Origin of the sequence: Vibrio sp. 947, assembly GCF_033339115.1 — a bacterium.
GTDB classification, from domain to species: Bacteria; Pseudomonadota; Gammaproteobacteria; order Enterobacterales; family Vibrionaceae; genus Vibrio; species Vibrio alginolyticus.
The window spans coordinates 1-18,965 of sequence record NZ_JAWOTX010000044.1; the positions used below are offsets into that span (position 1 = coordinate 1).

Annotated in this window: 23 protein-coding genes and 1 riboswitch; of the genes, 20 read left to right on the forward strand and 3 right to left on the reverse strand. The window is 42.1% G+C overall.

Translation table 11 applies throughout. The features are described from left to right. The 14 genes from R7Q39_RS28285 to R7Q39_RS28350 form a co-directional block, all read left to right on the forward strand. The coding region (locus R7Q39_RS28285) for a hypothetical protein (RefSeq protein WP_318077165.1) at nucleotides 1–486 on the forward strand (486 nt) is incomplete at its 5' end. Nucleotides 487–725: 239 nt separating this feature from the next. Then, entirely contained in the window at nucleotides 726–1,634 is a 909-nt protein-coding gene (locus R7Q39_RS28290) for a carbon-nitrogen hydrolase family protein (protein ID WP_225477862.1), read from the forward strand. Nucleotides 1,635–1,762: 128 nt separating this feature from the next. Beyond that, nucleotides 1,763–2,293 (forward strand): hypothetical protein, encoded by a 531-nt coding sequence (locus tag R7Q39_RS28295; protein WP_225477865.1) that lies wholly within the window; start codon nucleotides 1,763–1,765, stop codon nucleotides 2,291–2,293. Nucleotides 2,294–2,404: 111 nt separating this feature from the next. Continuing rightward, nucleotides 2,405–2,638: a hypothetical protein gene (locus R7Q39_RS28300; RefSeq protein ID WP_169780636.1), complete on the forward strand. Its 234-nt coding sequence runs from the start codon at nucleotides 2,405–2,407 to the stop codon at nucleotides 2,636–2,638. 573 nt (nucleotides 2,639–3,211) lie between these two features. After that, nucleotides 3,212–3,598: a WGR domain-containing protein gene (locus R7Q39_RS28305; RefSeq protein ID WP_225477867.1), complete on the forward strand. Its 387-nt coding sequence runs from the start codon at nucleotides 3,212–3,214 to the stop codon at nucleotides 3,596–3,598. A gap of 51 nt (nucleotides 3,599–3,649) precedes the next feature. Then, the gene (locus tag R7Q39_RS28310; RefSeq protein WP_053409813.1) at nucleotides 3,650–3,928 is read left to right on the forward strand and encodes a hypothetical protein; all 279 of its coding nucleotides are present in this window, start codon (nucleotides 3,650–3,652) and stop codon (nucleotides 3,926–3,928) included. Next, the gene (locus R7Q39_RS28315) at nucleotides 3,921–4,562 is read left to right on the forward strand and encodes a hypothetical protein (RefSeq protein WP_053409812.1); all 642 of its coding nucleotides are present in this window, start codon (nucleotides 3,921–3,923) and stop codon (nucleotides 4,560–4,562) included. Before R7Q39_RS28310 ends, R7Q39_RS28315 begins: the two co-directional genes overlap by 8 nt. Before the next feature lie 237 nt (nucleotides 4,563–4,799). Next, nucleotides 4,800–5,264: a hypothetical protein gene (locus tag R7Q39_RS28320; RefSeq protein ID WP_225477869.1), complete on the forward strand. Its 465-nt coding sequence runs from the start codon at nucleotides 4,800–4,802 to the stop codon at nucleotides 5,262–5,264. Further along, complete coding sequence (locus R7Q39_RS28325) at nucleotides 5,261–5,551, forward strand: hypothetical protein (protein ID WP_053409810.1); 291 nt, start codon at nucleotides 5,261–5,263, stop codon at nucleotides 5,549–5,551. Before R7Q39_RS28320 ends, R7Q39_RS28325 begins: the two co-directional genes overlap by 4 nt. A 349-nt stretch (nucleotides 5,552–5,900) precedes the next feature. Then, nucleotides 5,901–6,104 carry a hypothetical protein gene (locus tag R7Q39_RS28330; protein ID WP_318077166.1) on the forward strand — a complete coding sequence of 68 codons (204 nt, stop codon included), beginning with the start codon at nucleotides 5,901–5,903 and terminating at the stop codon, nucleotides 6,102–6,104. Between the two features lie 42 nt (nucleotides 6,105–6,146). Further along, complete coding sequence (locus tag R7Q39_RS28335; RefSeq protein ID WP_225477873.1) at nucleotides 6,147–7,148, forward strand: SPFH domain-containing protein; 1,002 nt, start codon at nucleotides 6,147–6,149, stop codon at nucleotides 7,146–7,148. 102 nt (nucleotides 7,149–7,250) lie between these two features. Then, nucleotides 7,251–7,481, forward strand: a complete 231-nt coding sequence (locus R7Q39_RS28340) for a hypothetical protein (RefSeq protein WP_053409807.1) — start codon at nucleotides 7,251–7,253, stop codon at nucleotides 7,479–7,481. 155 nt (nucleotides 7,482–7,636) lie between these two features. Beyond that, on the forward strand, nucleotides 7,637–8,911 hold the full coding sequence (locus tag R7Q39_RS28345; RefSeq protein ID WP_225477875.1) for a PD-(D/E)XK nuclease-like domain-containing protein: 1,275 nt from the start codon (nucleotides 7,637–7,639) through the stop codon (nucleotides 8,909–8,911). Between the two features lie 124 nt (nucleotides 8,912–9,035). Next, nucleotides 9,036–9,467 (forward strand): hypothetical protein, encoded by a 432-nt coding sequence (locus R7Q39_RS28350; RefSeq protein ID WP_225477877.1) that lies wholly within the window; start codon nucleotides 9,036–9,038, stop codon nucleotides 9,465–9,467. A 102-nt stretch (nucleotides 9,468–9,569) separates the two neighbouring features. Here R7Q39_RS28350 and R7Q39_RS28355 read toward each other — a convergent pair whose 3' ends face one another. The 3 genes from R7Q39_RS28355 to R7Q39_RS28365 form a co-directional block, all read right to left on the reverse strand. Beyond that, nucleotides 9,570–11,393, reverse strand: coding sequence for a TonB-dependent receptor domain-containing protein (locus R7Q39_RS28355; protein WP_225477879.1), 1,824 nt, complete (start codon nucleotides 11,391–11,393; stop codon nucleotides 9,570–9,572). Nucleotides 11,394–11,404: 11 nt separating this feature from the next. Continuing rightward, nucleotides 11,405–11,597: riboswitch (cobalamin riboswitch) on the reverse strand. Between the two features lie 40 nt (nucleotides 11,598–11,637). Further along, entirely contained in the window at nucleotides 11,638–12,657 is a 1,020-nt protein-coding gene (locus R7Q39_RS28360) for a RepB family plasmid replication initiator protein (protein WP_225477881.1), read from the reverse strand. A 592-nt stretch (nucleotides 12,658–13,249) separates the two neighbouring features. Then, nucleotides 13,250–14,278 carry a hypothetical protein gene (locus R7Q39_RS28365; RefSeq protein WP_225477883.1) on the reverse strand — a complete coding sequence of 343 codons (1,029 nt, stop codon included), beginning with the start codon at nucleotides 14,276–14,278 and terminating at the stop codon, nucleotides 13,250–13,252. 250 nt (nucleotides 14,279–14,528) lie between these two features. Here R7Q39_RS28365 and dnaN point away from each other — a divergent pair, with 250 nt between their 5' ends. The 6 genes from dnaN to R7Q39_RS28395 all read left to right on the forward strand — a co-directional run bounded on the left by dnaN (nucleotide 14,529) and on the right by R7Q39_RS28395 (nucleotide 18,964). Beyond that, nucleotides 14,529–15,665, forward strand: a complete 1,137-nt coding sequence (gene dnaN, locus R7Q39_RS28370; RefSeq protein ID WP_053409801.1) for a DNA polymerase III subunit beta — start codon at nucleotides 14,529–14,531, stop codon at nucleotides 15,663–15,665. A gap of 3 nt (nucleotides 15,666–15,668) precedes the next feature. Continuing rightward, nucleotides 15,669–16,001 (forward strand): hypothetical protein, encoded by a 333-nt coding sequence (locus tag R7Q39_RS28375; RefSeq protein WP_225477886.1) that lies wholly within the window; start codon nucleotides 15,669–15,671, stop codon nucleotides 15,999–16,001. Between the two features lie 69 nt (nucleotides 16,002–16,070). Beyond that, nucleotides 16,071–16,649: a hypothetical protein gene (locus tag R7Q39_RS28380; protein ID WP_225477887.1), complete on the forward strand. Its 579-nt coding sequence runs from the start codon at nucleotides 16,071–16,073 to the stop codon at nucleotides 16,647–16,649. Then, the gene (locus tag R7Q39_RS28385) at nucleotides 16,630–16,872 is read left to right on the forward strand and encodes a hypothetical protein (RefSeq protein ID WP_318077167.1); all 243 of its coding nucleotides are present in this window, start codon (nucleotides 16,630–16,632) and stop codon (nucleotides 16,870–16,872) included. The genes R7Q39_RS28380 and R7Q39_RS28385 overlap by 20 nt, the downstream gene beginning before the upstream one ends. Before the next feature lie 307 nt (nucleotides 16,873–17,179). Further along, on the forward strand, nucleotides 17,180–18,136 hold the full coding sequence (locus tag R7Q39_RS28390) for an IS1595 family transposase (RefSeq protein WP_225477889.1): 957 nt from the start codon (nucleotides 17,180–17,182) through the stop codon (nucleotides 18,134–18,136). Nucleotides 18,137–18,148: 12 nt separating this feature from the next. Next, a complete protein-coding gene (locus tag R7Q39_RS28395; protein ID WP_258718595.1) occupies nucleotides 18,149–18,964 on the forward strand; it encodes a hypothetical protein in 816 nt (271 codons plus the stop codon). Nucleotide 18,965: the final 1 nt, after the last annotated feature.

The window sequence follows — 18,965 nt, forward strand, 5'->3', positions numbered from 1 at the left end:
ATTGAGTTTGGTTATTCAAGCCGTTCGGCATTGCCTACATTTTCCGATTTGATCGGTGGCCGCGTTTCAATCACCGACGTTCAAGCCGCTATGGTCAAACGCGATCAGGACATTGAAAACCAGAGAACTCAACACGCGTTGGATGTAGCTGCATCCGTGACTAAGGTTGCTACCGTACTTGAATCCATTGAGAGTAGTCATCTGCCATTCATTAATAGAAAGTTACGCGAATCAGGCTGTAATAAGTTCAATAAAGAATGGTCATCTACTGATAACGACCACGTGCTAAAAATCAATTGCGCCGGCCGATATATTAAATTGCCGGTTTGTAACGACGATTTGAAATCTCTGACAGTAAAAAACTTCATTTCTGCACTTGATCACAAGTTAAGTGAAGCGGGTGAACAACTAAATCATGAACTGTTGGAAAGCTCGATCGATTATGCCTTCGCAGTAACAACAAAGTTTCTCCAGACACTAAATTAAAAGGAAAATGGTTTTGACTACGTTTCACGAAAGAAAGGCATCGAGAAAAGAATATTACTTCCGGTTTATTTATGGTTGGATACTAGTTCCGTGCACTTCCTGCAATGGCAGTGGGTATTATGACTCTAATGGTTCGCCTCCGTGTGGCAGTTGCAACGGCAGAGGGAAAGAACGCATCCGAGGGACTAAGGCTATTCAACAATGATTGAAATTTATGGACAACAAATTTAAGTGAATAAATGAGAATCAGACTTCTTTTGTGCGGTGCTGTAATGCTATTCGCTAACATGACAAACGCTTCGCCCGAACCACCAGCAAAACCATTTACGTTTTCCGCGGTTCAACTCAAATCATCTGACGTAGGTAATTTCTTCAAAATGAAGCTTCTTGCCTCTCGCGCCAAAGCCGCTGGCGCCGAACTGGTCATTTTCCCTGAGAGCTCTGTTTTTGGCTGGCTAAATCCCAATGCATTTATGCAGGCAGAACCAATACCCGGAAAATACAGTGAGAAGTTTGCCCAGATTGCATCTAGCTTAAATATTTGGGTTGCCGTTGGCCTTGCAGAGAGAGCTGAGCGCGCTGGAGCAGGCAGTTTACCCGGAGCTTATAACGTCTATGATAGTGGAATACTCATTAATCCTGATGGAGAAATAGTTCTCCATCATCGCAAAGTGAACGTATTAGGTAATGCGTTTGACCCCGATAACTGCAAACGATACCTAAACAAAACAAAATGCAGTTACACACCAGGAAAAGTCGAAGACTTAAAAACGGTCAAGACGGATTTTGGCCAAACAACCTTACTCGTTTGTGCGGATGCCTACGTGCCAGGTCAAGGCAATATCACAGGTACTTTAGATCGAGTAAAAAAAACAAACGCTAACGTTATAATTGTACCGTGGGGCGTCACTTCGTCCGAGCAATCTCAATGCGGGAACCCCGGCTTTAATGCAACCGGCATGGCTAGTCATGCTGCAAAATATCTATCGGCTTATGTGCTTGGTTCAAATGGTACCGGAGAACGTTTATACGGTAACAACTTACCATCCTACTATTGCGGCTCAAGCGGTTTTAGCTCACCGTCAGGCAAATACACAGAGTCTACAGTTAGGTTTTCCGAAATAGCTACTTTTAGAGTGACGAATTAATACCAACTTCTATTTGATAAAAGAGCTGCAATTACGCGGCTCTTTTAGTATCTGCCCAGGGAGTTGCGCGATCTCGTTTTGACCGCAGTATTTGAAATATCAGATAACAAACGACTGAGATTTTAAATATGCAAAATGTACCACAAATACTACGCAACGCTCTTCCTCACCAGTTGGCCAACGTGGTTGCCGCAACTGGCGAATTCAATGGCACCATCGATATGCTTATAGAAGCAATTGAAGGATGCTCTGTATCCCTCCCGCAAAGCGCAGATGTTGATGAAGCGATCCCAGCTTCAATATTTGTACTCGACGAAGAGCTAGACGGCACTTCAATTGGTGCTTTAACAAAGCTTTGGTGTAAGCGCTTAGCGATTCAACAAAGTCAAGATGCCTTCTTATTGTCACTGGTTAAGCGAGCAATTACCGCTCTTGCAATAAACGACGATCTTCCTCAAGACGTGAGCTCATTGGACATGGCAAAGCTTGCTGAAATTGGCAGTAGAACCAGCCAGGATTTTCACGCGTCTACGGGTGACATCTACCAGTTCAATTCAACCATCAGTTGTTGGGAGTGCGGTGAAATGCATTTCGACATGGATTCGGATGGTTATCCCTGCGATCAACACGGAAACCATGTATCAGGAAAATTCCTGTAACCCGGCGCCACACCTTAAATGTTGAAACGAACTGGAGAATGAAAAATGGGCAAACACCTATCAATAAAAATTGGCAATTTACCGCGAACTTTTAAGAAGAGCTTATCAGGGATGCCACCCGAGATAGCAAAGAAGGCCAGAAACATTACTCAGCAAATTGCTTCTGGAACACCAACTGGTGAATTTGAAGCGAAACGACTGACGATTAATCGAAAAGTGCTGTCGTTCAAAATTGGCAGTCGGTACCGGATGTTGATGGCTGAAACACCTAATGGCATAGAACCTTGGATGTGTTGCTCGCACGAAGATTACAACAAGATCTACATGCGTATTTCGACCTCATAAAGATGTCTACGGAGACTTAATTGAAGTCGCAGAGAACTTTTTTTGCCAAAAGCCCTTCTGGGCACAGAGTGTGGCCGCGGTTTCTGATGTCACAGAAGACACCATTGACGTCCCATAGAAGACATCAAGAACAAACAGAAATGAAATTCATGCACCCGTTACGGGTAAAATTTAACTACGTTGGAGACAACAATGCTTACTGCCATTAATTATTTACTTTGGTCGCTTATCGGCCTGATGTGTGCCTATAAACATCAAAACCGTCCAACTGAAAGTATTTCCAAAACACCGTGGATCTTTCTATCGATAGTCTCGATGTCAGTGTCGATCGCCCAGAGTGTTGATACTGTCTTAACCCCTACTTTTCGACATTTCTCCAACTACCTGACTGGAGAATTGCAGTTCAGCCAGGCTTTGACCGAACTAATGCTCCTTACCGGGTTTGCAATAATCTGTTCAGTCTATTGCTACATGCTACCTGTACGTGTTTCGGCATGGGCGTCTAAGCGTGCATTTGCGCGATATTCGGAGTGTGCAACCATATAAAAATCAAAACGAATTGGGGATATATTCATGAAAGAACAGGTTGTTTACCAGTGGTACCTTGAACACACGAACAGTTCAGAGAACAAGCATAAGTTCTATGAGGTTTCGATTGTCCAACGCGGTATAGATTCATTTGCTGTTACACGTCGTTATGGCCGAATCGGTACCAATAGTAAACCGCGAGACGTAGACACTTTTTCTGTCTTTGAATCTGCATTGGCTAAAGGCCAAGAGTTAGTTTCCTCTAAGCGCTTTAGTAATCGTGATGCCTACTCGTTAATGCGAGAAACAAGCCCTAATGAAGTTGTTAAAGGCACACCAGCGCCCCAAATGGTTCCATCTATACCTGAAATCGTCATTGAAGAAGAACCAGCAGTAGATGACTCCTTCTGGACAGGTTTGAAATTGGCTTAAAAAAGATGGCCTGCTCAGCAGGCCAAATACTATCAGAGTGAGAGTAGACATATGATAGCCCGTAAAATTCCACGTAATGATGCTTACAAAATTCTACGAAGCTTAAAAGATGTACCGTGCATGTCTGAACAAGAAATGAGTGCATCTGAAAAGCTTGGTCACTTGAGCCCAGGTCGGGTTGTTGACCAGCTACAGTCATTTGCTAATACGGAAAAGCAAGAGACTGAACTTAACCGGAGATGTCGAGCTGCCGGGCTCCAGTTTTTCTTTGATCAAGGTGGTTTGGTCCAATTCAGAAAAATTGTTCAAGAGGAAAAGTGTGATGTATGAACTTAATATCAACCATTTAAATGTTAATGGCTTTATGGACGTTCACACCATAGATGTTCCTATAACTGGAGATTCTCTGGAGATTACTGATAAGGAACATGCTTTATTTCGTGTATCACGAATGAATAAGGTCTGTTCAAAAACGGGCGTTCAGGCACTAGGCCCATCATCAACTTTTCAAGTGATTAATGACAAAACGTTCACCTGTCGTTTGGACGCCGAAGAAGCCTTGACCCAAGATTTTATGGTTAGTTCTGACGTGGTTTATGCGGTCGTTGTAACGCCTGAGTCAGCCCAACCATATGTGTTATACGCGGCTTACGTTTATAACCCGCAGAAAGTCGCGGCTAATCGTGCAAAAGCAAACATGCCGTTCACGGCCAAAATCACTTTTGAAAATTATGCCGCGACGGAGAAAACCGTAAATGAAAAGAACATCCAAGAGGCCCTATCCCTGTTATCGGTTAATAGAGAAATTAGCTCAAGGTTTGAAGGCGATACATTTTGTATGTTTTGTGAACCCCGAGAAGCCAGTGACTTATTTAACGCGGTCAGTAACTTAATTAGTCGGATGCGGCTCAATCTTACGGGTACCCAGTTCGATGGCGTTACTGCCGCCGTAAGATACGTTTAATTGATGGTGCAGCTATATGGCTGCGCCGCCCTTAAAACAATTCTCCATCCCTGTTCCACCAGCAAGCTATTCAAGCTTTTATTCCCTCGATCCATTCTCCCTGCTTTTCCATATCCTTCAATTTGTCACCACAAACAAACACCCTTCAATATGTCACGATAATACCGTATCAGATTGATATTGCGCGATTTTACTTATGGGTGAAAATTTGAAATATCACTAAATGAGGGCTAAAAAATGCAATTAACTGATACTCAGAAAATGGAATTTATCGAACACGGTGGTGACATCTGCCCCATATGTTCAGACAGCTCGATCGAGCACGACGAACCCGACTTCGGAGATACATCTGTGTCCCAAGACTGCCAATGCTCACATTGCTTCGCAGAATGGAATAATCAATACGTATTATCAGCTGTGAAACTTCTTGAGCCAGGTAAGCTGAACATTAAGGCCTTAAGCCCTCTTCAAGAAGAGCGATACCTGTCTCATGGCCAAGCTTGCGTTATTTGCCAATACGACAATATGGATGGTTCAGGTTTAGGTTTGAATTGCGATGAATTTTTGAAGGTAGCCTCTAAAGGGAAGATGGCTGTTAGTTGTCCTTGCTGTAACGCGTCATGGAACGATCAATTTGAATTAGCCGACGTGATTATCACTAATGCCGGCAAATATGCACCCGTAGAGGGAGACGCAGCATGATTGATAAGGTCTTCATCGATACGGACGGACTGATTTGGTTTAAGAACCCAAACCTATCCAATTGGTATGATCACCCTTCCGCTAGCATTGCTAAGCGTGCTAGGCAGGACAATAACGGTCACCCAAGACTTGCAGGCATATGCTTGTCGGGAGTGATGATTTCTCAAATCGATTCACAACTGCCAAACAGAATGGCTGGAGCTATAAAAGAATTAGAACTACCGGACTACTTAATGCAAAAAGCCTCACATAATTTAACCCGCGTCTTACCGGACTTACCCAACTAATAACTTTCATTGGACGCCATCAAATATGGCGTTCATATTCCTTCACATTCAAAATTTAGCGTTTTTAAAAATTAAATATTGTACAATCGCTAGATTATATCGATTCACAGCATAGCTTTGAGGATGAATGAAACAACATAAAATTTCGATAGGTTTGATGTACACCTTGCTCTGTACTGGAGGCATATTGCTTTCACAAATACAGCTGTTTTTTATCCCCCTACTAATCATCATTTGGATAACTGGTTGGCTATTTGGCCGCGGCGCCCCGGCAACAGCTAGACACTACTACAGCCACCTTACCTCGACATGTAAATACTGCACATTAATCATGTCTCTCGGAATACCTATGATGTTTGGAGCTACATTCATCCAATATCAGCTCAATGAAATGGTCTATCCAACGGTTGAATACATTGCCCAGAATCCGGTAATGGCTGGTCATATCGCATTAGCTGTTATTCAAATGTTCGGAATTTTATGCCTTGGCATGCTTGGTCTGCTGGCGTTTAGAACTTACAAGTGCCTTGTTCCATTGTTCAAAGAAGCTTGATTACTCTCAGTTACACAACAACTTTCAAAATAGGGATCACCAATGACAGAATCCACCAGCGAATCTGCTGTTAATGTGCAAGTACCGTCTAAAGAAATTTTTTCGATTAACGGCTATTTGATGCTATTTATCATCTGCTTTATCGTCTTCTCTGCTCTCATGATTGGCTTTGGCGTGATTGGAACTAAAACGGTACAGTCCGTTTCCAGTTATAGCCTTGCTACCAGATATACGGAAACAACTCCATATCGATGGTTCAGCATCCCTCTTGGTGTTCTGGCATTCTTTTGTCTTATTGGGCTGAAAACTCTCGGCCCCAAAGAGGTTCGTGTTGTACAGCTTTTCGGAACGCCTTTAGGCGTATTTAAGAAAGAGGGACTTCACTGGATTAACCCTTTCTTTTCAACAACTCTTCTGAATTATCGGGTAAAAAACTTTGAGACTGATGTCCTAAAAATAAATGATGCTAACGGTAGTCTGATTACGCTTTCAGCGGTAGTAAGTTGGAGAGTAGCTAACCCCGAGTTGGTAGTTTATGAACTGGATGATTTTGATGAATTTTTCAGTTCTCAAGTTGAAGGTAATATCCGCAACGTTGCTGGGAAGTATCCGTATGAGCACGTCGCTGAGTTTGGTGATGATAAAGATTCTGAGATAGATGGAGATAGGGAAAAAGCCGATGCAGGTACAATTGCCACACTAACCCAATCAACAGATGAAATTTCAAAAGAGATCATCAAGTCTATCAATGAAGACGTTACCAAGTATGGTCTTGAAGCCATCGATGTGAGTTTTAATAAAATGGGTTACGCGCCAGAAATCGCGGCGGCAATGACCCAGGCTCAGCAGGCAAAAATGGTTGTAAAAGCCAAACGAGAACTAACAACCGGTATCGTAAAGATCGCTGCCAACGCTGTACGAAATCTTTCGGAAGAAGATGATATTAAGCTCAGTGACAATGATAAAAGCAGGTTGGCCACTAACCTAACTCTAATGTTGAGCACAAACAGAGAGGTGGACACAGTAATCTCTTTGGATAATTAACCTAACTTAGCCCAGCCATTGAACTGGGCTTTTTTATACCCTTTCGCGTTTTCTAACTCGCCTTACTCTTGTTAATAACCTAATGACTTAAGGATATTGACCATGAACAACGCATCGTTCTCACATCAGCTAATTCAAAAGACGGAAACGTTTAGCGACATCGATAAAGCTATTCTCGTGAACCTTCTCTATTTGCAAACGACGGGTAGCTTAATGCTTGAGCCTGAAATTGATGGCTCTACAATTGACTGGTTCAAAGAGCATGGCTTCTACGACGCTCTGTTATTGGAGCCAGAGGAAGAAGAAAAGGTGTCTTTAGGCTTCACTGATTAGATCAGATTGCATCCGTAGTGGCGGTTGTTTCAATCGCCATTACCACTACCCCACTCACTACCACCGCACTTTTTCGCAATCTACGTGATTGCGCGATCCGTAACATACCTGAGAATAATCCCTGAGTTGAGTAATTACGAATTAAGGGTTTATTTATGAACGGGCTTTTCCTAACAGATGATAAGTTTGACGCAGCGCATATGGCTAGTGTTGAGGCATTCTTATCTCAACACGCACCACAACCAACTACAGTGGCGCGTAATGGCTTTTTCTTCACAGACGATGACATTGCGGCTGCGAAGCTTAATGAAGGCTTACCGTTTGTAATTACCCCTGCATATGACACAGCAGGTAATCCAAATTTCTTCGATGCTAATGGCAACCTTGTGGCTGGCATCTATGCCGATATGCCTAATGAGGTTTATCACTCCCTACCTGCGACCAGCTCCAGCCAAGTAAAAAAATACGCAAAGTCACCTGCACACTACAAGCGAGCTTACATCGACAAAATCGACCGTAAACGTACAGCTAAGACTACAGAGCGCATCTACGATGCAGGTACATACTCACATGAACTTATATTAGAGCCAGAGGGCTTCTATGACCGCTATTATCGCTTACTTAATCCTGTTGAGCATGAGAACAGCTTACACACTACTGACGACCTTAGAGAGAAGTGTAAAGAACTGAAACTGGCAGTGTCAGGCACTAAAGCCGCTCTAACCGAACGTATCCTACAAGCTGATCCATCAGTACTTATATTTGAAGAACAGCAAAAGCGTCACTTAATTGATAACTCAGGTGAGCCAGCTGTACTTAAAGCATTAGAGGTACAAGCTGACTCTACGGGTCGACCTTCGCTAGTAGATTGCATGACTGACGTTCAGGTGAAACCGTTACTAGAGAAAACACCGATTGACCCTATTGTTTGGGATGACGCACACCGCGCTTGTGAAACAGTACGCAACCATGAGTGGGCAAATACCATTTTGCAAAATGGCTTCGCTGAACTGTCTGTCATTGCTCAATGTCCAGAAACAGGAATGATGCTTAAGGTTCGTTTCGACTGGTTATCTAAAGATGGTGTTCCAGCTGATGTAAAAACTACACGCAGCGCCAATCCTTTAATGGCTGCCTATCAGTTTGGTGACCTTGGGTACGACCTACAGGCTTACATGTACACCTATGTCGGTAGATTGGCTGGTATACCCTGCCCAATCAACGTCTTCCCCTTCGTTGCTGTGGAATATCTAGATGCAGACATTTGCGAAGTGTTTGAGTTGTCAGATGCCGATTGGGAAATTGCTGAGAGAAACTTCCATCGTCACATTCAAAATCTACACCGTTCACTAGAAGAAAATGACTGGCCGGGATACACACAGAGAAATGGCAGTACTTTACTGACATTGCCAAAACGCGGTCGCGTCTAACTCCTTTCCTCCCCTTTGAGCACTCAACTCAACCTTACTCAAAGGGGTCTATTTGTCCTGTTGCGCGTTTAGCAAGTTGGCAGAAAATAAAAACTCAACTAACCAAAACACTGTGAGAAATCAAATGACTGCAATCAAAATCGACAAAAAAATGTGTCAAACACTTCGTTCAGAACTTAACCTAGCGTTTGAAGAGATTAAGAGAAAGACTGGTGTAACTATTGAGGTAGGTAATATGTCTTACGATCCTGATGGTTCTAAAGCAACAGCTAAAATCACCATGCTTGGCACCTCAGAAGATGGCACTGTTGTATCACCTGAGTACAAAACGCTTGTATCGTATTTATATGCGTTCCCATACCTTAACGAAGAAAAGATAAAACGTGAGTTTAAATGCAATGGCGAGTGGTTTGTATTGACCGGATTCAACTCCAGAGCGCGAAAAAACCCATTTATCGGATCGTGTGTGGAAGGGTCTAATAAAGGCAAGAGCTATGTATTCCCTGCCGATACAATCGAGGCCATGTTTACCAATGAAAAGTTCCTACGTAATTGATACCTTTCGTTTCAATGACCATTCAAAGTTTCTAACTTATTAATCCAATAAAAAAGGGAGCATGATGCTCCCTTTTTACTACCTGTCGATCAGTGACCTAGATTAAAAATCGTAGGTTACGTTAGCGTAGTAGTTACGCTCAGGCGTTACGAAGCCTTTAACTGTTTCGTATTCTTTATCAAACACGTTACCCACTTTTGCACCACAAGAAAGTTGCTCAGTGATCTGGTACGTCATAGCAATGTCTGTCAGTGAATAACCGCCAAGCTCAACTTTGTTTGATGCATCGTTGTATCGCTTACCTTGGTACAAGTAGCTTACATCAAACTTGAAGTCTGAGATTTCGTAAGACATGTTCCACTTAGCACTGTTGCGAGCGCGACGAACTAGCTGCTTATCCGAATCTTTGTTTTTTGCATCAAGGTAGTCGTAAGAAACCTCATGATAAATACCGAAGGTGTCAAAGCTTGCCACAAACTCTACGCCTTTAACCTGTGCCTTACCGATGTTATCAAGGCTTGAGTTCGCACTAGAAATCATGTTCTCGATTTCTGAGTGGTGGTAAGCAACGCGCAGGTCTGCAAAGTCATAGTTCGCTTCAAGTGCGATTTCACCTGATTGCGCTTCTTCTGGCTCTAAGTTCGCGTTTCCTTCGTAACAACCCCAAACATCACATTGACGCGGCCAGTATAGCTGGTTGAATGTAGGTGCCTTATACGAAGTACCGTACATAGCCGTTAAACGGTGCGAATCATCGATGTCATAACCTGCACCAAGTTGATATGTTGTAAATGTACCGTATGCATCACTATCATCCAGACGTACATTACCCTCAATCAGATAATCTTCACCAGACTTAGAAGTACCAAAGTATACAGATTGTGTCTGACGGTCATCGTCCACATAATCAATACTAACGTTGTCTACTTTCTCGTTATTGTACTCAAGGCCAGCCATTAAATTCGTAGAATCATTTAGGGCGTAGTTGTTCTGCCAAGTGATCACACTACGAGTGGTAGAAATGTCGCTACCATCCGAGCCATTGCCATACGATTCAGATTTATCTTTGTTGTGGCCAACAGTCAGCGATGATAGAAGATTTGAACCTTGGTACTCAGTGACAAGACCTAGATTGTAAGTCGTGTCTTCACTTTGATCAGCGCCACCTGTAGTGTAACCACTGTCAAAATCATTTTTCCCGTTTTGATAGTAAGCGGTACCCTTAACTGTTAGCTGATCATTAATCTGATAACCACCATCTACGGTTGCGTATGTATTGTTGTAACCATCATCATCCGTGTTCACCGGGTTTGTACTATCTGGTAATACGTTATAGCCGTCAGCTCTTTGTGTATTAGCAGAAACGCTAAACCATGCGTTATCAGAAGAAGTCGCTAAACTCGCGTTCGCGTCACGACGACCTTTAGAACCAATACCCGCTGACACACTGCTTGCATCACTACCTTTTTCACTTGTGATCAGGTTGATAACACCACTAACGGCATCAGAACCATAAACAGATGCACGAGGTCCACGAAGGATTTCAATACGTTCAACACTCTTGATCGGTAATGCATTGAGATTAGCTGTACCTGTTGTTGAACTACCGACACGAATACCGTTAATCATCACAAGTACGTTACGTCCTGAACGACCGCGGATATAAAAGTTACTTGTTGCGCCAGGACCACCATTGTTGGCCACTTGAATGCCAGGTAGACGCTTTAACAATTCTGCTAAAGACTCAACCTTTAAGTCTTTGATTTGTTCTTTTGAGATCACGTCAATTGGAGACAATTGTTCGTTGATGCCCTGCTCTACACGGTTTGCTGTAACAACAATAGTTTCAGTGGTGTCAGTTGCAGTTGCAAATGCGGATGTCGAAACCAACGTAGCAATAGCAGATGCAAGTAAAGTGTATTTCATGTGTTTTCCTTCGCGTTTAAAATAAAAATGGTCGGTCTTCGGACTTATGAATCTGAAAGGAATATTTTCCATTCACCGCTGACTTTCACTTCCCACAAAAACGAATTGCAGTGTGATACAAAGCCTGCGTCATCAAATACCGCTGCGACGTCAGTTCATAGGATTCTCACCTAGATTCCCGGTACCAATTACAAATGTGCTCAAAAGTGAGCGTATTACACACGGCAAAGCCGTCCCTACCCGGTTAAGCAACCAAGTTGAGTAGTGAATCTTTAAGTTTCTTAGGCGGGGATTCGCCTCGTACAGCTTGATATGTAACTAAGAAGTCCATAGCCCATTCAACTGAGGGCAATTGGCTTTCTTCACTAAATGAATCCAGATATACCAACCCGAGCTCAACCCAAACATCATCATCAAGTTCATCACGAACTGGAGGTGTTGTTACGTCAGTGAAATCTTCAAAGCCTAGATAGTCATCCTTAAATGGGTCTTGTTTTTCTATCCAACGAAAAGTGATAGAAACGATAGAATTACGTCGACCGCCTTTGGCTGCATTTTCTTCATACGATAAGCAAATATCGGACTTGTTATGAATTTCAGTGACGGCAGGAATTAGAAATCGGCGTCTAAAATCAGACATGCGTTGGTATGATGCAGGTAGCTCGTATCGGTTAATAAGCCAGTCAATACCGAAGGTGACCGAACGCTCAACCCCTTTTTCGGCGTCTTTAGCATTTCGTTTCAATGTCACCCACTGACGGATAGATTCATACAATCGCAATGCGTATTGGTTGTTTAGCTTTGCAACTACATGGAGGAAATAGCCGGTATATCGGCCATCAGCTCGAAGTAAGTCGACTAATTCAGCGTTGAATGAAAGAACGGTCGTTCCGCGTTTTGGACGTACAGAACGTTTGGTTGTCCAACTGAGTCCATCCAATGCCTTTTCGCCATTATCTGCATCTTCACTTGGCACATAGAAGACTATCTCCCGTTTATTCAGTGCTGCCGATGCTTTGGCAATGTCACGGCTGATGTTTTTATCGCTTTCATCAAAAACACGCGCATACTCACTGTGGTTGATAGTTACATCAAACCTTCCTCGTTCTTCTGTAACAGAACCATTAAAGATTTTTTCCAGAGAAAGGTACACCAAGCGCTTTTCATTGCGTGAGAGTGTATACGCTGCCGTAGTCAGTGCGTTCGACTGTCTAAGGTAAACGGATTTCGCTTGTTTTTGACTAACGCTAATTGGCAAATTCATAAAACTCGTGACAGCTGAATTATAGAAGTCACGAATTCTAATTTAATTAATTATCAATTAGCAAGCATAAAACGCTATTTATTGAAAACGAATACTCAAAGTGTGTGACAGGCAAATACTAGAAGTTGGTAATTTGAAGTACTGCTCAACCTTTAAAGGCCATTTTTTACCTGTGTATAACCCATGAATAACCGCGTTTCCATCCCTTCAATCTGTCACGAATACCCCTTCACATTGTCTATTTATCCCCTTCAATCTGTCACGTTTACCCTTCAATCTGTCACGGCAAAACCGCCACAAGCATTGATACATAAGGGATTGCAGAACCTAATAAGATCTTTTAAGAAAGATCATAAGAAAGATCCTTAAGAATGTATGTCCTTGGATATGTGGATTTCGCTTCGCTATAACCCACAATATCCAACGCAAAAAAAATGTGGATATATGGACAGCAAGCTGCCCACATACCCACATTCAAAAATAATTGTTATTTTCTTTTTTTGTTTTTATAAAGCTAATTGAACGAATCGATTTTCACTTTTTATCTCGAATTCAATATTACCTGTTTATGAATACAGGTGATTTAAACGCTCTAGGATTCTTTCTGTGCTTCATATACCTCAAGCTTACCTTGTAGCACCCCAACCTCTTCGGAAGCCTTCATGCAAGCATCTGAGGCCAAAATGAGCCTTTCGCTAGACCGCTCTAATTGTTCCCCTTGTCTAGCGTTTTGATTCGCTAATTGCTCTATAGTCCCTTCTGCTTGTACCAAACGGTCAGTTAGATCTTTTATTTCTGTTTTCTGTGTTTCTGTCTTGGTCTGTAAGCGCTCCAGTTTCTTCTCTTCCGGGCTACGGTTTTTCTTAAGTGCTGACAGCTCGGATTTAAGATCTTTCACCAGGTTCTTGTTTGTCCCCAGTTCAGAATCTAACTCGGAATTCTGATTAGTTAGCTTCTCAATCTGTTCATCAAGTTTTTTTGCTTTCCTACCAGCGGTATCTAACTCTGCAGTTAGTGTATTTACCTGACCTTGTGACTCTGCAAGCTGTTCCTGTGTTTCAGCCAGTTGCTGCGTGGAGGTATCCAGACTAGCTTCGAGATCCCGGACGCGATTCTCGAAAAATTGGTTTTTTTCTTCTAGAGCAGTTAGGGCTTTTTCATTAGCAGATTCAACATTCTGGATTAAGTTTTGAATTTGACCATTCGCCTGTTCAGAGATGGTTAGCTTCTGCTCCAGGTTCTCAATAACTTTCGCGCTATCTGCCAGTTTCGCATTTGCATCCGTTAGAGATGACTGTGCGATTTCTAGCTCCTGAGTTCTATCCCTAACCTGAGTCGCTACCTGTGATTGGATTTCACTTTCGATTAGAGGCCAAATCTGATCCCCCAGCCCTTTCAATTTATCGATAAACATTCCAACCCATTCTGGTTGTTGAACACGCACTGAGAGTTCATTTGTCTCTTTGTAGTCCAACAACCATCGTGCACATTGTTCCAACGTACAGTTGCCAGCTACTTCATGGAGCATTTGAGCAGTAATTAATTCTACCGGTTGTCCACCAGCAATCAGTTTGTTTAGATGATCTTCAAGGTTTCGGTTTGTGTCTAACTCTGTATTCATTCCAGTACCACTTACACAACATTTATTGAATTCGTAAGTTTACAATTTTTTGAATCAGAACAGTTACCTAGAAATTGCACCACCCCACAGAATTTTATAATAAGTCTTTGTTTTTAAATGAAACAATGATTATTAATTTATTTTCAAAAAGTAGCGTTTTAAAGAGTTGCGCGTTTTCACAAGTGTCTTAATATTTTCATATCAGACGGGCTAACCACCCCGAATTATCAAAATGCTGTGGAGGCAAATCATGGAACTTATATCAAACTCACAACAAGCTCTACTAAACTTCGTTGGTCACGCTTGTAATAACGCTGATAGCCGTCAAACAGGCATTTCATCATTTGATTTCGTGTTGCTTGAAGCGAACAACGGACAACTTCAAATCACTGGTTCTAACGGCAACCAGTCATTTACTCGAATTTGTGCTACAGACGAGATCCAAGTAAAAGGCAATGGCAGTCTATGTGTTGACGCAGTGAAACTGTTTCAAGCGACTCGCGCACTACCAAAGAACACACAAGTTAAAATCAAAGAAGTACAAGGTAAAAACCGTGCAGTATTGAGCTGCGGTAAATCACGCCTACAACTAAAAACTATTCCAGTAACCGATTACCCAACAGTTGACATCATCAAAGACGTTGAGAGCACCTTTACCGTTCCTGCTAAAGAGTTTATGAGCCTAATTTCCAACGTGCTGTACGCTTCTGGTCGTAACGATGTGCGTCATTATCTGAATGGTGTTTACCTTAACGTTAATCGTGGTGCATTGTTCGCTAACGCGAGTGATGGTCACCGCCTTTGCGTGAACAAAATGCAAGTAGGTGAAGCAGTAAACAAAATGGGTCTATTGCTCCCTTACAACTCAATGACAGTTTTTACTCGCCTAAACGAGTCTGCGGAAGAAATTACTATTGCTTACAATGGTTCAAGAGCTGAATTCAATTGGGGCGGTCTTGTTTACCGCACAGCCCTTATTGATAGTAAGTTCCCTGATATTTCTAAAATGTTCCCTAAGACATGCGCAAGCAAGATCAAATTTAATCGTCTTGAGCTATTATCAGTATTAAATCGCGTGTCTGTTTTGCTAACAGATGACAAGTTCCCTAAAGTTAAACTCTCAACTACCGAAAACGGTATTAAGCTACAAACTGTGATTGATAATGAAGAAGATGGCTTAGGTGAGGACATGATCACTGCTCAAACATCTGGCGACCCAATCACTTATGACTTCGGTGTTAACCCTAAGTACCTGATTGATGCTCTAAGCCACATTTACACTGAACACGTAACAATGGAATTCACAGAAGCTAATGCGTCATGCTGTGTATCACCTGTTGGAAAGGTAGTAACAAGCAAATCACTAATTATGCCAGTGCGAATCTAGAGAATGCTGAACAACAATAAATTCACTTTAAATGGCGATCAGTGGGTCGCCAGTATATTAGACTTTAAAGTATCGCTTACTGATAAGTGTATGACAGTCTTCCACGGAGAAAATGAAGTAGAAGGTGTTTTGCGATTTCCAGAGGGTTTGGCAGATTTAAATGAATCGTCATTCACTTACAGCGAACTGGGTAACCGAACAGCGATACTGCTACCTGACGATTCCGGTCATGTAGAAATAGTCCAGTACGGCAATGACTTACACCTTAATCACTACAATACAAACGGTGTTGTGGTAGAAAAGCTCCAAGTTGCCTCCACACTCGCGCACACCTGATCATTTCCTAATTTAAACTTCTATTCGCTCCGTGTATTATGTGCTCACACATTTAATGCGGAGCGTATTATGATTCATCAAATTTCATTCATGCCTGTCAGAGATGCGAGAAAACTAGTCCCTGACAATTCTATTGCCCTTATTTCTATTCACGATGCTGGACAGGAAGTTGATTCTCAAGTTCCGAAAGAAGATTGGGGATTCTTTGATCACATTGGGTTTGATGATGCAGCATATGACGAAGAACTAATCTCAGAGTATGGCGCTGACTTCTGGAATTATTTTGACGGTTGCGCCCGTAAAGTTCACGCTCTCAAAATCTTGCTTATGTTCAAGCGTATCGAGGAATCACCTAATATCAGAGAAATCATTGTTCACTGTGACGCTGGACGCTCCAGATCAGCTGCCGTTGCTAAGTACTATGCAGAAAAGAACAATCTTGAACTTGAGGGTGACACCACTTACGCAAACTCCCTTATTTACACCCTCTTAAAGAACCCTAACCAGTTTGAGGAAGCTCTCGAAGAGCATGTAAATAAACCATCCAAAATTTCTCAAAATGAAGCAGAAGTGGAAAAGGTAAAGCTCTTTCCATTCGGTTGGGTGGATGTGCTTATAGAAAGTGTTTTTGGCAAACCACAGAAGTGAAACTATGGATGATGACATTATACGCGGCATACTCAAGGTTTTTACGTTCTTAATGCGGAGCGTTTTACTTGAGTTTATTGATTGGATAGGCGCATCCGTTATTAGAATCATTGATTCTGAAAAAGACTCAAGAGGCACACGACTATCTAAAGTTATTGGCTGGATTCTCATTGCTTTCGTATTACTGTTTACCTACTACTGCATGAATTACTTCACAGGCTAATTGTTAAGTGTTGTAGTTTTGAAAATGGCTGATTTTCAACTACTGCACTTTCAACAATCAATGTTATGAGGTAGGATTCTCTCAATCAACCAACTACTTTGAGAGAATCAATGCACAGCTCATACGTTCAAAATTGTGTTTTTTTGCTCAACGAGTACCCAGTAAATTCTAAACACTTGGTTAACGCCAAGAAGTTCCTTGTTTATGTACTACTGTTCTCGTTTGTGTTCTCCGGGATTATCCGTTGGCTATGTTCCCGTAAATTGTTGCTACACTGTATATAGATCCAGTTACCGAGGGGTTACTTATGATTCCTGCGCAATTTACTAAGTTGATGACTGAGCTTGAGAACCTAACAGATAGCCAAGTTCGTTATATAGAGAAGTGGCTGAAAGGTACGGATAGTACCTCACAGTTGATATCAGAGTTAGAAGAACGGATGGTTGAAAAACCAGAATGTCCACACTGTCATAGCTCATTGATTAATCGACACGGCAAAGTAAATAAGATGCAGCGATATCGCTGTAAAAACTGCGGTAAAACCTTTGTAGCAACAACGGCGACTCCGCTAGCCAGGCTCAGATACAAAGAGCTTTGGCTGGATTACATACGGTGTATGCTCGATAGCAAAGTGTTGCGTGAATGTGCCAAAGAGTGTGGGATTAACCTGAAAACATCATTCAGATGGCGACATCGTTTTCTGGCTTTACCTTCAACGCTAAAAGCCAGCAGGCTTGAAGGCATTATTGAAGCAGACGAAACTCTGTTCCCGTATTCAGAAAAAGGGGCAAAGAAGTTGAGTCGTCCTCCTCATAAACGAGGAATGAAGGCTCAAAAACGGGGACGTTCTAAGGAAGATTGGGTTCCTGTTTTGACTGTCAGAGACAGAGCCAAAAACACCTATGAAGCGATTTTGCCTGATGTAACAACCGAAGCTCTACACAAAGAGTTGGTTGGTAAGCTGGAAAAAGACAGCGTGTTGTGTAGCGATGGCTATAAGTCCTATATAGCGCTGTCAGAAAAAAATGACTTAATCCACAAACGGTTAGACGTGGCTGGCGGCATTAAGGTGATAGATAAAGTCTTTCACATTCAAAATGTTAATGCGTACCACAGCCGTTTGAAACTTTGGATAAAACGATTTCATGGCGTAGCCACAAAATATCTCGACCATTACCTTGGTTGGTTTAGATATATGGATACACCAGAAAACCTTAACGAAAACAGGCTGTTCCACATTCAACAACAGTTAATGGGAACATAGCCTATCCGTTTAGTGGATTACTTAAATGCTCCACCCCCAATTCTATCTGTATATGCTGATCCAGAGTTCTGCCCAGGTGCTCTCAAAGTCACTTCAAAAGATGATTTTGGCTTTATTTTAAACTGTTCAACAATTTCTAAAGGCAGTGAGCTAGATAGTTCAGTGGTAATACAGAAGCTTTCCAAGTTGGACACAAACGTCTACAAAGTAGTTGCTGTACTAAGTGGCAATCGAACACCAGATCCTGATGTTATTGCAACACTACCAAGCTTTGTTGAATCTGACGTGGTAAAGGCATTCGTTTCTAACGCATTGAACGTGACTGGTACTGATGTTCTGGATTCAGGTACTGTCTACTGGGGAATTGGTAAGAGCAGCAAACAAGATTTAGGATTAGTTTCGGCTTTGCTTGAACGCGGCCTATCAAATCCCTACTCACGATTTAATGACTCGATAATGAAAGACTTGGTGAAATCGGAATTGACAGCTCGAATCGTCAAAACGTCACCAGATCTCACGATTACTAAGAATACAGAGAAAGCACCAGTTCAAGAGGAAAATACTCAGACTATTTCCGTTGAGCCAGAGCAACCAAGTTCTACTAAGTGTCTAGAAAACACCAATGGTTCTCCTTTCTGTAGTGCTGCAGAAGATATGGTGGAAATACTTGATGGCCCATTGGTAAAAATTATGATGATGGTATTCATCATGGGAGTCATCTTCTTCTCGGTTGTTAGCCCCAACGTAGTTATGTTTGCTTCTAGTATCCTAGCTGTGCTTTTCCTTGCTAACGCATCAAAAATTGCTTCTACAATCTTGGGATATTGAC

Bases quoted from the DNA above. Each gene is read 5' to 3' on its own strand.
- R7Q39_RS28360 (WP_225477881.1), bottom strand. From the start codon at position 12,657: ATGAATTTGCCAATTAGCGTTAGTCAAAAACAAGCGAAATCCGTTTAC.
- R7Q39_RS28345 (WP_225477875.1), top strand. From the start codon at position 7,637: ATGAACGGGCTTTTCCTAACAGATGATAAGTTTGACGCAGCGCATATG.
- R7Q39_RS28335 (WP_225477873.1), top strand. From the start codon at position 6,147: ATGACAGAATCCACCAGCGAATCTGCTGTTAATGTGCAAGTACCGTCT.
- dnaN (WP_053409801.1), top strand. From the start codon at position 14,529: ATGGAACTTATATCAAACTCACAACAAGCTCTACTAAACTTCGTTGGT.
- R7Q39_RS28330 (WP_318077166.1), top strand. From the start codon at position 5,901: ATGATGTTTGGAGCTACATTCATCCAATATCAGCTCAATGAAATGGTC.
- R7Q39_RS28290 (WP_225477862.1), top strand. From the start codon at position 726: ATGAGAATCAGACTTCTTTTGTGCGGTGCTGTAATGCTATTCGCTAAC.
- R7Q39_RS28315 (WP_053409812.1), top strand. From the start codon at position 3,921: ATGTATGAACTTAATATCAACCATTTAAATGTTAATGGCTTTATGGAC.
- R7Q39_RS28355 (WP_225477879.1), bottom strand. From the start codon at position 11,393: ATGAAATACACTTTACTTGCATCTGCTATTGCTACGTTGGTTTCGACA.
- R7Q39_RS28300 (WP_169780636.1), top strand. From the start codon at position 2,405: ATGCCACCCGAGATAGCAAAGAAGGCCAGAAACATTACTCAGCAAATT.
- R7Q39_RS28325 (WP_053409810.1), top strand. From the start codon at position 5,261: ATGATTGATAAGGTCTTCATCGATACGGACGGACTGATTTGGTTTAAG.
- R7Q39_RS28295 (WP_225477865.1), top strand. From the start codon at position 1,763: ATGCAAAATGTACCACAAATACTACGCAACGCTCTTCCTCACCAGTTG.
- R7Q39_RS28320 (WP_225477869.1), top strand. From the start codon at position 4,800: ATGCAATTAACTGATACTCAGAAAATGGAATTTATCGAACACGGTGGT.
- R7Q39_RS28340 (WP_053409807.1), top strand. From the start codon at position 7,251: ATGAACAACGCATCGTTCTCACATCAGCTAATTCAAAAGACGGAAACG.
- R7Q39_RS28365 (WP_225477883.1), bottom strand. From the start codon at position 14,278: ATGAATACAGAGTTAGACACAAACCGAAACCTTGAAGATCATCTAAAC.
- R7Q39_RS28305 (WP_225477867.1), top strand. From the start codon at position 3,212: ATGAAAGAACAGGTTGTTTACCAGTGGTACCTTGAACACACGAACAGT.
- R7Q39_RS28390 (WP_225477889.1), top strand. From the start codon at position 17,180: ATGATTCCTGCGCAATTTACTAAGTTGATGACTGAGCTTGAGAACCTA.
- R7Q39_RS28375 (WP_225477886.1), top strand. From the start codon at position 15,669: ATGCTGAACAACAATAAATTCACTTTAAATGGCGATCAGTGGGTCGCC.
- R7Q39_RS28350 (WP_225477877.1), top strand. From the start codon at position 9,036: ATGACTGCAATCAAAATCGACAAAAAAATGTGTCAAACACTTCGTTCA.
- R7Q39_RS28380 (WP_225477887.1), top strand. From the start codon at position 16,071: ATGATTCATCAAATTTCATTCATGCCTGTCAGAGATGCGAGAAAACTA.
- R7Q39_RS28310 (WP_053409813.1), top strand. From the start codon at position 3,650: ATGATAGCCCGTAAAATTCCACGTAATGATGCTTACAAAATTCTACGA.